9 protein-coding genes are annotated in these 11,364 nt (G+C 72.2%); 7 read left to right on the forward strand and 2 right to left on the reverse strand.

The window, feature by feature from the left end; genetic code table 11:
- Positions 1-8: 8 nt before the first annotated feature.
- The 6 genes from JWP64_RS16765 to JWP64_RS16790 all read left to right on the forward strand — a co-directional run bounded on the left by JWP64_RS16765 (position 9) and on the right by JWP64_RS16790 (position 7,178).
- Positions 9-2,348 (forward strand): xanthine dehydrogenase family protein molybdopterin-binding subunit, encoded by a 2,340-nt coding sequence (locus JWP64_RS16765; RefSeq protein ID WP_297497774.1) that lies wholly within the window; start codon positions 9-11, stop codon positions 2,346-2,348.
- Positions 2,345-3,076 (forward strand): enoyl-CoA hydratase, encoded by a 732-nt coding sequence (locus tag JWP64_RS16770; RefSeq protein WP_297497778.1) that lies wholly within the window; start codon positions 2,345-2,347, stop codon positions 3,074-3,076. Before JWP64_RS16765 ends, JWP64_RS16770 begins: the two co-directional genes overlap by 4 nt.
- 4 nt (positions 3,077-3,080) lie before the next feature.
- Positions 3,081-3,896: an FAD binding domain-containing protein gene (locus JWP64_RS16775; RefSeq protein WP_297497780.1), complete on the forward strand. Its 816-nt coding sequence runs from the start codon at positions 3,081-3,083 to the stop codon at positions 3,894-3,896.
- A gap of 4 nt (positions 3,897-3,900) precedes the next feature.
- Complete coding sequence (locus JWP64_RS16780; RefSeq protein WP_297497790.1) at positions 3,901-4,404, forward strand: (2Fe-2S)-binding protein; 504 nt, start codon at positions 3,901-3,903, stop codon at positions 4,402-4,404.
- 334 nt (positions 4,405-4,738) lie between these two features.
- The gene (locus tag JWP64_RS16785) at positions 4,739-6,319 is read left to right on the forward strand and encodes an amino acid permease (protein WP_297497792.1); all 1,581 of its coding nucleotides are present in this window, start codon (positions 4,739-4,741) and stop codon (positions 6,317-6,319) included.
- Position 6,320: 1 nt separating this feature from the next.
- On the forward strand, positions 6,321-7,178 hold the full coding sequence (locus tag JWP64_RS16790; RefSeq protein WP_297497794.1) for a glutamate ABC transporter substrate-binding protein: 858 nt from the start codon (positions 6,321-6,323) through the stop codon (positions 7,176-7,178).
- Here the strand turns inward: JWP64_RS16790 and JWP64_RS16795 are convergent.
- Together JWP64_RS16795 and JWP64_RS16800 are read right to left on the reverse strand one after the other, a co-directional pair.
- Positions 7,142-8,044: a metallophosphoesterase gene (locus tag JWP64_RS16795; protein ID WP_297497796.1), complete on the reverse strand. Its 903-nt coding sequence runs from the start codon at positions 8,042-8,044 to the stop codon at positions 7,142-7,144. The two genes, JWP64_RS16790 and JWP64_RS16795, sit on opposite strands and share 37 nt — an antisense overlap.
- Positions 8,041-9,903, reverse strand: coding sequence for a putative nucleotidyltransferase substrate binding domain-containing protein (locus JWP64_RS16800; protein WP_297497798.1), 1,863 nt, complete (start codon positions 9,901-9,903; stop codon positions 8,041-8,043). Before JWP64_RS16800 ends, JWP64_RS16795 begins: the two co-directional genes overlap by 4 nt.
- Before the next feature lie 235 nt (positions 9,904-10,138).
- On the opposite strand from JWP64_RS16800, the gene JWP64_RS16805 reads away from it, so the two are divergent.
- Positions 10,139-11,364 (forward strand): gamma-glutamyltransferase (locus JWP64_RS16805; protein ID WP_297497800.1); only part of this gene is annotated, 1,226 nt, incomplete at its 3' end.

Consider the following 11,364-nt stretch of genomic DNA (forward strand, 5'->3'; position numbering starts at 1 on the left):
GAGGAGACATGAGCGACGACGGCAGCCCTGCCGACGCACCGACCACCGGCTCCCTGGGCCGCAGCGTGCGGCGCAAGGAGGACCAGCGGCTGGTCACCGGACACGGGCACTACGTCACCGACGTCGAGCTGCCCCGGATGCGACACGTCGCGTTCCTGCGCAGCCCGTACGGCCACGCCCGGATCACCGGTGTCGACGCCGCGGCTGCGCGCGAGGCCGGGTACCGGGTGTTCACCGGTGAGGACTTCGCGCACGTCGCACTACGTGCCCAGTCCGCGCTGCCGTCCTACGTGGAGACCGACCAGCCGGTCCTCGCGTACGAGAAGGCCTGTTTCGCCGGGGAACCCGTCGCGGCGGTCGTCGCGGCGGACCGGTACCGGGCCGAGGACGGCCTGGAGCTCGTCGAGGTCGACTACGAGGCGCTCCCCGCCACCGTCTGTGCCTGGGACGAGCCGACGGAGCCGGTGCACCCCGAGGCCCCGGACAACGTCCTGCTGCAACGGACGTTCGACGCCGGATCGGTCTCCGACGCCTTCGCCGCGGCCGACCTGGTCGTCGAGCGGGAGCTGGTGACCAACCGGCACGCGGGCAACCCGATGGAGTGCCGGGCAGGGGTTGCGCTCTGGGACGCCGCGGCCGGCAAGCTGACCTTCTGGAACGGCACCCAGGTACCGCACATCGTCCGGAACATGGTCGCGGAGCTGATGGGCCTGCCCGAGGGCAACGTCCGGGTGATCGCGCCGGACGTCGGCGGAGGGTTCGGCGTGAAGGCCGTCCTCTACCCCGAGGACGTCGCGTTGTGCCTGATGGCCCGCGAGATGCCCGGCATCCCGCTCAAGTGGGTCGAGGACCGCGCCGAGCACCTCCTCGCCGCCACCCACGCCCGCGACCACCGCTATCTGATGAAGGCCGGATTCTCCGCCGAGGGGCGCCTGCTGGCCGTCGAGGCGGACGTGACCTGCAACGTCGGCGCCTACTCGGTCTACCCGTGGACCGCCGGCATCGAGCCGCTGATGGCCGGCGGCCTGTTGTCCGGTCCGTACAAGCTGGAGAACTACCGCTGCACGGTCCGCGGGGTCGCCACCAACACCGCACCGTCGGGCCCGTACCGCGGGGTGGCCCGCCCGGCCAGCGTCTTCGCCATGGAGGCGATGTTCGACCACGCCGCGACCCGGCTCGGGATCGACCCGATCGAGATCCGCCGTCGCAACGTGATCACCCCGGAGGACATCCCGTACAAGATGCCGTCGCGGCTGGTCGACGACTCCGGGCACTACGCCGAGTGCCTCGACAAGGCCCTCGACGCTCTCGGCTACGACGTGCTGCGCGCCGAGCAGGAACGCAGGCGCGGCACCGACGAGCCGCCGATCGGGATCGGTGTGGCGCTCTACAACGAGCTGACCGGCCTCGGCCGCGCCGCGAGCGCCGGGCCGCGGATGCCCTTCCGTACCGGTCACGACGCCTGCACGGTCCGGATGAACCCGGACGGCCGGGTAACCGTGATCTCCGGGGTCACCTCGCAGGGCCAGGGGCTCGAGACCACGATGGCCCAGATCGTCGCCGACGCGATCGGCGTTCCCTACGAGGACGTGGACGTCCGCATCGGGGACACCGACGAGGCGCTGTGGGGCTTCGGCGCCTTCTCCTCCCGGCAGGCTGTGATCGGCGGCGGCGCCGCGCACAACACCGCCCTCGCGGTGAAGGACAAGGTGCTGGACCTGGCCGCCGGCCTCATCGAGGCCGCCGTCGACGACCTGCGGATCGAGAACGGGGAGGTCTACGTCGTCGGGGAGCCGAAGCCGCAGATCTCCGTCGCCGAGGTTGCCCGGGTCGCCTACCTCGAGTCCAACCGGCTGCCCGAGGGGATCGAACCGGGCCTCGACGCCACGAGGTTCTTCGACCCGATCCGAGGCGCGTTCGCCGCCGGCGCCCAAGTCGCCGCGATCGAGGTCGACCGGGTCACCGGTGAGCTGCGGATCCTGAAGTACGTCTGCGTCGAGGACGCCGGGCGGGCGATGCACCCGCAGATCGTCGACGGCCAGATCGCCGGATCGATCGCCCAGGGCCTCGGTGGCGCGATGTACGAGCACCTCGTCTACGACGAGGCCGGCAATCTCTCCACCGGCACCCTGCTCGACTACCTCATGCCCACCAGCGCCGAGATCCCCGACATGGTCATCGGGCACGTCTCCCACCCCGCCGCCAACCCGCTGGGCGTCCGCGGCGTGGGCGAGGGCGGCACGCTGGGCCCCAACGCCGTTCTGGCCGGGGCTCTGCACGACGCGCTCGGCATCGACATCGACACGCTCCCGATCAGCCCGGCGAGCGTGTGGAAGGAGCTCCAGTGATCGAGCTGTCGTGGCACGGTCGCGTCGCCGTCGTGACGCTCGTCCGGCCCGAGAAGCACAACGCCCTGAACGTCGAGCTCTGCCACCGGATCCGTGAGGCCCTCGACGCCGCCGGTGACGCGCGCGCGATCGTCCTCACCGGCAGCGGCGCGAGCTTCTGCTCCGGCGCGGACCTCGACGAGGTCTACACCGACGACTTCCGCGACGCCCTGTACGGGATGTTGCACGCCGTCACCGACGCGCCCGTGCCGGTCGTCGCGGCCGTCAACGGGGCCGCGATCGGCGCAGGCACCCAGCTGGCCATCGCCGCCGACTTCCGGTTCGTGGCAGCTCCCGCGCGGTTCGCGGTCCCGACGGCGCGCATCGGGCTCGCCGTCGACCCGTGGACCATCCGGCGACTCGCACTGCTGGCCGGCAACGGCGTGGCCCGCAGGCTGTTGCTCGCCTGCGACCGGATCGACGCCGAGGCCGCGCTCGCGTGCGGGCTGGCCGACGTCGCCGGGTCCCTCGACCAGGCGATCGGCTGGGCCGAGGGCATGACCGTGCTCGCCCCGTTGACCGTCGCCTACTCCAAGCGCGTGCTCAACGAGGTCTTCGAACCCGAGCTCGACGAGGACACCGCGAAGGAGCTCGACGCGGCCTTCGAGGCGTGCTGGGCCAGCGACGACTTCGCCGAGGGCCGCCGCTCCCGCGCCGAGAAGCGCCCACCCGTCTTCGAGGGGAAGTGAGCACGTGAAGTGCGCCCCGTTCGACTACGTCCGCGCGAGCAGCGTCGAGGAGGTCGTCAAGGTCCTCGCCGAGTCCGACGGTGACGGCAAGATCCTCGCCGGCGGCCAGAGCCTGGTCCCGGTGCTGGCGCTGCGGATGGCCCGCCCGAGCGTGCTCGTCGACGTCAACCGCATCCCCGGGCTGGGCGCGATCCGGCCCTCCGGTGACGCGGTGGAGGTCGGCGCGCTCGTACGGCACAGCCGGCTCGTCGAGCAGACGAACCATCCGTTGCTCGCCGAGGCCGCCCGCTGGATCGGGCACACCGCCATCCGCGCCCGCGGCACCGCGGGGGGCAGCGTCGCGCACGCCGACCCGTCCGCGGAGCTGCCGGTCGTCGCCGTCGGCACCGGCGCCACCGCCACGGTCGCCGGGCCCTCCGGGGTCCGTTCCGTGGCGGCCGAGGACCTGTTCCTCAGCGCCCTGGTGACCTCCCTCGACGAGGACGAGATGATCACGGGACTGCGGTTCCCGCTGCCGACTCGCTGGGGCTTCGCCGAGTTCGCGCGCCGACACGGCGACTTCGCGCTGGTCACCGCCGTCGTCACCGAGCTCGGCGGCGCCGTCCGCATCACGCTCGGCGGGGTCGCCTCCGTGCCGCAGCGCGCCGCGCACGCCGAGCAGGTCCTCGCCGACGGCGGCACCGCTCGCGAGGCGGCGAGGGCGGCCGCGGACGAGATCGACCCCACCGCGGACCTGCACGGTTCCGCGCCCTTCCGCCGCGCGATCGCCGGCGAGATGGTCCGCCGCGCCCTCGCGCAGGCCGGCATCGGACAGGAGTGACCCAATGATCGAGACGGACGTGACCTTCAGCGTCAACGGCGAGCGGGTCCGGCTCGCCGTCGAGCCCCGCCGCACCCTTGCCGACGCCCTGCGCGAGGACTGCGGACTCACCGGAACCCACCTCGGTTGCGAGCACGGCGTCTGTGGTGCCTGCACCGTGATCGTCGACGGCGAACCCGCCCGAGCCTGCCTGATGTTCGCCGTGCAGGCCGACGGCTCGTCGGTCACCACGGTCGAGGGTCTGCAGGGCACCGACGGCGAACTGCACCCGCTGCAGGAGGCCTTCGTCGCCCACCACGGCCTGCAGTGCGGGTTCTGCACCCCCGGAATGCTCATGAGCGCCCTGCACCTACTGGACACCACCCCGGACGCGGACCGCGAGACGATCCGCGAGGAGATGTCGGGCAACATCTGCCGGTGCACCGGCTACCAGGGCATCGTCGACGCCATCGAGGCAGCCGGCCGGGAGCTGACGGGCCACGCGGAGGAGGCCGAGCCGGCGGAGTGACGGCGCCCGCGTCGTGTGCGGTGCGGCCGGGCCATCCGGTCAGGCGCCTGCTGGGATGCCGGAACTGCCGGCGATTCTCGGCCCGGACGTCGCCAGGGTCGTCGATGCGCCTCAGCGAAGTCACCGCGGCACCCCGTGCGCGGGCTGTTGCGGCAAGGCTCGGGTTCGCCCGCCGCACCGGCCGCTGATCGATGATTGCACGCGGTCGCGCCCAACTCTAAGGTTGCTCCACTCGCATGGTGACCTGTCCGCGGATATCCGGTCGCCACCTGGTCGGCCATGCGTCACGAGTACTGCCTATGCGTGGCCCGGCCGACCCGGTGAGGACGATGCCATGACCCAGGACGACGCCGTGGCCCAGGACGATGTCGTGACCGGGGCCCGGGAACACCATCACTCCTTGAACGCCGAGCAGGTCGGCTACAAGCAGACCCTCGGACGCCGGCACGTCCAGATGATCGCCATCGGGGGCGCGATCGGGACGGGGCTGTTTCTGGGTTCGGCCTCCCGACTGCACAGCACAGGCCCGGCGCTGCTGTTCAGCTACGCCTTCGTCGGGGTCATCGCGTTCTTCCTGATGCGCGCGCTCGGCGAACTGGTGCTCCACCGGCCGACGTCGGGCGCCTTCGTGTCCTACATGCGGGAGTTCTACGGCGAGCGGTGGGCCTTCGTCACCGGGTGGATGTATTGGCTGAACTGGGCGCTGACCGGGATCGCCGAGCTGTCCGCGGTGGGGCTGTACGTCCAGTACTGGTTCCCGCTGATGCCCACCTGGGCGACCGTGCTCATCGCGCTGGCCGTGGTGCTGGTGATCAACCTGTTGTCCGCCCGGGCGTTCGGCGAGTTCGAGTTCTGGGCGGCGATCGCGAAGGTAGGCGCGATCGTGGTGTTCCTCGCGGTCGGGCTGGTCGTGGTGATCGGTGGGTTCAACGTCGGCAACCACCAGGCCGGGTTTCACAACCTGTGGAGCAACCCGGGTGGCTTCTGGCCCGCGAGCGGTGACTACAACTGGTACGGCCCGATCCTGGTGATGTCCGGAGTGGTGTTCGCCTACGCGGCCATCGAGATGGTCGGCGTGGCGGCCGGCGAGATGGCCGACTCGACCCGTGAGGTGCCCAAGGCCGTCAACGCCGTCATCTACCGGATCGCGATCTTCTACTGCGGCTCGATCCTGCTGCTGGTCTCCATGCTGCCCACCACCGAGTTCAAGTCGGGGACCAGCCCCTTCGTCACGATCTTCGACCGGATGGGCCTGTCCTGGATAAGCGCGGTGATCCAGGCCGTGCTCATCGTGGCCGCGCTGTCCAGCCTGAACTCCGGCCTCTACTCCACCGGGCGGGTGCTGCGCAGCCTGGGCATGTCCAAGCAGGCCCCGGCGTTCACCCTGAAGATGAGCGCCTCGGGCGTACCGTGGGCCGGCATCGTCATGACGTCGGTGGTGTACGTCTTCGGCGCCGTGCTCAACGCGCTTGCCCCGGACGCGTTCGAGATCGCCCTGGAGGCCGCGGCGATCGGCGTCATCTTCACCTGGGCCACGATCTTCCTCTGCCAACTGCGGCTGCGGTCGCTGGTGAACCGGGGAGTGCTGCAGGCCAGCCCGTTCCAGATGCCGGGTCACCCGTACACCAGCATCATCGGGCTGGTCTTCCTCGGTCTCGTCATCGTGGGCCTGGCCGTATCGGGCTGGCAGAGCAGCCCGTACTTCAGCCACAAGATCACCTTCCTGGTGGTCGTGTTCGGGATCCCGATCCTCGCCGTGCTGCTCGCGCTCGGCTGGAAGCTGGTGAAGCCCGCGGTCGTCGCCAACACCGACGGGCGGCTCAAGGCGGTCTGGTCGAACGACGGGCCGACGTACGGTCCGGGCGTCGACCCGGACGACCTCGACCCGGCCAAGCCGTCCGGCGAAGGGAGCTGAGATGGCGAACACGGTGCGACGGCTGGCCGCGGCGGCGCTGGCGGGGCTCGCCGTCGCGGCCCTGGCCGCATGTGGTGGCCCCGACGGCGAGGGGCCGAACCCCTCGCCGACGCCGGTGCCCGGGGCGGCCCCCAACGGGCGGCTCACCATCGGGATCCCGTTCGACGAGCCCGGCATCGGGCTGAAGGACGGCACCAGCTACCGCGGCTTCGACGTGGAGACCGCGACGTACGTGGCCAAGGCGCTCGGCGTGCCGGAGGCGAACATCACGTGGAAGGAAGCCAACGGCGCCGATCGGGAGCAGCTGCTGACCAGCGGCCAGGCGGACCTGATCCTCTCCACCTACTCGATCACCGACGCCCGTAAGCAGGTGGTCGACTTCGCCGGGCCGTACTTCCTGGCCCACCAGGACCTGCTGGTGCGCCGCAACGAGACCGAGATCACCGGGCCGGAGACGCTGAACGGCAAGGACCTGTGCTCTGTGCCCGGCACCACCTCGGCGGCCAACGTGCTGCAGCGCTACCAGGGTCGGATCCGGCTGAAGGAGTTACCCACGTTCTCCGACTGCGTCCAGGCGCTGGCCGACAGCCAGGTCGACGCGGTGACCACCGACGACGTCATCCTGGCCGGTTACGCGGCCGAACCGCAGTACCGAGGCGCGCTGAAGGTGGTCGGCAAGGGCTTCTCCGACGAGAGCTACGGGGTCGGCGTCAGAAAGGGCAACACCGCGCTGCGCGACCAGGTGAACGCGGCGCTGAAGCAATACGTCGCCGACGGCTCGTGGCGCAGGGCCCTGGGCATCACCGTGGCGCCCTCGGGCTATCAGATCCCCGACCCGCCGACCCCGGGCACCGCTTGAGCGCGTCGAGGCCGGATCTCCCATGCACGCCACGGGGTGTGTGGCCGGCCCCCGTGGCCTGGGTCGATGCCGATGATCCGACCACCGGCCAGGACGGTGGACTCGTGCTTGGCCTCCTCGTCGAGGACGGTCAGCCGGGCCAGGTCATCGGCGGAGTCGTCGGCGGACCGGAAGCGTCGCCGCTGCCAGTCGAAGATCGAGTCGTGCCCGTGGATCTGGCTGAACGGCAGCGTCGTGGCCAGCCAGCCGGGGAGCAGCTCGGCGGCGGTCGCGGCCCACACCGGGCCGGCGCTGCGGGCGCGCCGGCGTCCGTGCAGCATCGTGCCGGCGCGGAACAGCGCGCCGTCGTCCGTGCCGATCAGGGAGTTGATCGTCGTCGCCGCCTGCTCGGCACTGCTCGGCGCGCCGAGCGTGCCGCGCCAGAAGCCCGCCGTGACGCCCGCGTGTGTGATCAGGAAGCTCTCGGCGTCGGCGCCCACGCAGGTGGCCACCCGCATCTGTCCGCCGGCCCACCAGCGGCGCAGGGTGTCCCTCGACCGGTCGCTGATCCGCTCCGGCCAGTCGAACACCGGATCGCGTAGGTACTGGGCCTCGTGGTTGCCGACGAGTTGGACCCACTGCGTCGGCTGATGGGTCAGGTAGCCGTCCACCAGCGCGACCACCGCGTCGGAGGCGGGGCCGCGGTGAACCAGGTCACCGACCTGGATGATGGTCAGGTCGTCGGGCAGCCGGCCGGTTCCGCCGTCGGCGCCGAGCCGTCGGAGCTCGGTGCGCAGCTCGTCGAGGTGACCCGCGACGTCGCCGACGACAGCAACGCGGTGCGCCGGGCGCTCGGCCCGGACCGTGTCCGGTCGGTCGGGGGTCACCGGCGGGCCGGCTCCGGTGAGGCCCACTCCTCGGCGGGGACGAAGTGCGAGACGTTGTCCATCCGTCGCTGGACCGAGGAGATCTCCCGGACCGCCTGGGCGATCACGCTTCGGTCGATCGAGGACATCCGGCTGGTGGTGATCAGGTCGGACGGCCGGTCGCCGGCCCGGTACTGCATCAGCTGGTAACGCAGCCGCAGCCGTTGCAGCACCTCGAACACCTCGATCAGCGTGCCGGCCTGCTCGTCCGGCAGCATGGCCGATCCGGAGGCCGCCCGCAGCCGCTCGGTGGTGGGCAGCGCGGCGGAGCCGACGCTCAATGCGGCCCAGCGGGCGATGTTGACGATGGGCAGCAGCGCGTGCGTCTTGATGTCGAAGGTGTCGGGCTGGCGGGTCAGGATGTGCCGCATCGATCGCAGCTTCGCGCGCTTGGACAGCGACTCCTCCAGTAGCAGCCGCATGGTGCCCGGATGCCGGCGCAGGTCGCCGAAGACCTTGGTCACCGCCGGCAGCCCCGGGTCGCCGTGGATGGGGCGCCCGTCCACCAGCAGCGAGGTCATCATCGCCCCGTTGTGCTCAGCCGGCGCGGCCAGCCACTGCCGGCCGGCTGCGCGCCAGTCGTCGTTGGTCCGGGCGAACAGGGCGTGCCGGGCGGTCGCGCCGTGCTCGTCACCGCTGAGCCGGGCTCGCGCCAGCACCTCGTAGACCTCGCCGAACGCCGCCCGAAAGCGAGCGATCTCGGCGTCCGGGACGGGCCCGTCGAACGCCACCGCCGAGTCGACGTCCGAACTGAGCACCGCCTCCCGCCGTCCGTTGCTGCCCAGCGACAGCCAGGTGAAGGCGTCCACCGACAGCTCCGGGTGCCGGGCGAAGACGAACCCGATCGCCCGCCGGACCAGCGTGTCGACCACTGAGGAGTTCACCGCGATCACCCGGCCGGAGGCCAGGCCGCGGGACAGCAGGTCGTCCAGCATGGCCGGTATTCCGGCGGCGTGGCAGGCCAGGTCCTCGACGGAGGTGGCCCGGCGCAGCTGTTCGTGCAGCGAGACCCCGGCGATGGTGGGGGAGACGGCGAAGTCGCGGGGGGCGACGACCCCGCGCAGCTGCCCGGCCCGATCGGTGACCACCAGGAACTCGGCGCCCCGGTCGAGCAGGAGCAGCAGCGCCTCGGCGGCGGAGTCGCCCAGCACGGCGGTGGGCACCGACGTCTCCATCATCGAGTGCGCGGGAGAGCTCGGCGGCCGGCCCTCGACCAGCACGCGGGTGCGCAGCACCGAATCGGTGATCAGCCCGAACTGCCCGGCCTCGAGCCGGACCACGGCACAGGGCACGCCCTCGGCGGTCATCCGCCGGGCCACCTCCACGACCGGGGTGGTCGGCTCGACGACCAGCAGAGGCCGGACGATCAGGTCGTCGACCAGGCTGTAGTCCGGGGCGGCGGGCACCTGGCGGCGGGCCGGGGACAGGATCTCGGTCAGGAACCGCGCCCCGCGACGCGAGGTGAAGACGGGCGCCGCCAGTGCGGCCGGGATGCGCGCCACGACGACCGCGCCGGCGGCGACGGCGCGGGGGCCGATCGAGCGCTCGGTCAGCATCGCGGAGAACCCGAAGACACCGCCCGGCGGGACGACCTCGTCGGGCCCGTCTGCGGGGGTGTCGGCGTCGTTCCACAGGTGCACGTGTCCCTCGAGCACGACGAACACCTCGACGCTCGGGTTCCGGAACGCGTCCAGGATGAGGTCGCCGTCGGCGAACCGGTCCACCCTCGAGCCCTGCGCGATTGGCTCCAGGGCGGCCGCGCCGACTGAGTCGAAGGGCGGGTGCCTCGCCAGGAAAGCCGCGAGGTCGGCGACGTCCATGCCCGTCATGCTGCCACAACGGCCAGGTCAGGCCCGGTCGAGCTCGACATCGCACCCGAGCGGATCGCTCGACAGCCTGATGACGACGGTCGGCCACTCGCGCGTGCCGGTCGCCGATCCGTGTGTCGACCGAGTTCGAGATCCCGTCGTGATCGGACGGGCCGGGCGATGCCCGGACATGGGCTGACCACGGCGTGCGCGGGCGCTATGTTGCGCGAGGACGGAGGGGGCCTCCATGGCGGGGAGGGGAGTGGTGGCGGCCGGGCATCCGGCCACCGCCGCCGCGGGAGCCGCGATGCTGCGTGAGGGCGGCAACGCGGTGGACGCCGCGGTGGCCGCGGTGCTGACGTCGTTCGTGGCCGAGCCGCTGCTCACCGGCCTGGGCGCGGGCGGGTACATGCTCGTGGCTCCGCCCAACGGGCCGCCGATCCTGCTGGACTTCTTCGTCGAGGCGCCCGGGCGCGGTGCCGACGTGGCCAGCCGCGTGCCGCTGCTGCCGGTGCTGCTCTCCTTCGGCGACGCCACCCAGCTCTTCCACGTAGGCCCGTCCTCGTGCGGCACGTACGGCGTGCCCGCGGGCCTGGTGGCGGCCGTCGAGCAGTTCGGGCGAGCGCCGCTCGCGGAGCTCACCGCACCCGCCGTCGCGCTGGCCCGCCGCGGCGTGCGGGTGAACGCGATGCAGGCCTACCTGTTCGCGCTGCTCGCGGGCATCGTCGGGTCGACGCCGGAGTGCGCGGCCCGGTACTTCCTGGATGGTCGGCCGCCCGGCGAGGGCGACCTGCTCCGCGATCCCGAGCTCGCCGACGCGCTGGACCGGCTGGGCTCGGAGGGGTCGGCGCCGTTCTACACCGGTGACATCGGCCGGGCCGCGTCCGGCTGGGTCCGGGACCGCGGCGGCATGCTGACCGGCGACGACCTCGCCGCGTACGCGGTGGTGCGCCGGGAGCCGCTGCGGGTGGCGTACCGCGGCCGCGAGGTGTTCATGAACCCGCCGCCCAGCGCGGGCGGGGCGCTGCTCGGGCGTGCGCTCGCCACACTCGATGCCCGGCCCGGACCGCCCGACGCGCTCGCGTTCCTCGCGGCGATGGCGGCGGCAGACGACGCCCGGGGCCTCGCGGTGCCAGACCCGGCCCATCCCGGTGTCGCGGCGATGCGCCGCGCCGACCGGCTCGGCTCGACCACCCACGTCTCCGTCCTCGACGCCGACGGGTGGGCATGCTCGGTGACCACCTCCAACGGCGCGTGCTCGGGCGTGAGCGTGCCCGGCACCGGGATCCACCTCAACAACATGCTCGGCGAAGAGGACCTCTCCCCGCGCGGCCCGTTCACCCATGCGGTCGGGAACCGGCTGCCCTCGATGACGGCCCCGACCGTGGTGCGGCGGGACGGGATCGCGGAGCTCGTGGTCGGGTCGGCGGGCTCGAACCGGATCCGAAGCGCGCTCCTGCAGGTGATCGCGCA

This window comes from Pseudonocardia sp., from assembly GCF_025465255.1.
Taxonomy (GTDB): Bacteria; Actinomycetota; Actinomycetes; order Mycobacteriales; family Pseudonocardiaceae; genus Pseudonocardia.

Coding starts and splice junctions, on each gene's coding strand:
- JWP64_RS16790 (WP_297497794.1), top strand. CDS start 6,321: ATGGCGAACACGGTGCGACGGCTGGCCGCGGCGGCGCTGGCGGGGCTC.
- JWP64_RS16785 (WP_297497792.1), top strand. CDS start 4,739: ATGACCCAGGACGACGCCGTGGCCCAGGACGATGTCGTGACCGGGGCC.
- JWP64_RS16800 (WP_297497798.1), bottom strand. CDS start 9,903: ATGGACGTCGCCGACCTCGCGGCTTTCCTGGCGAGGCACCCGCCCTTC.
- JWP64_RS16780 (WP_297497790.1), top strand. CDS start 3,901: ATGATCGAGACGGACGTGACCTTCAGCGTCAACGGCGAGCGGGTCCGG.
- JWP64_RS16765 (WP_297497774.1), top strand. CDS start 9: ATGAGCGACGACGGCAGCCCTGCCGACGCACCGACCACCGGCTCCCTG.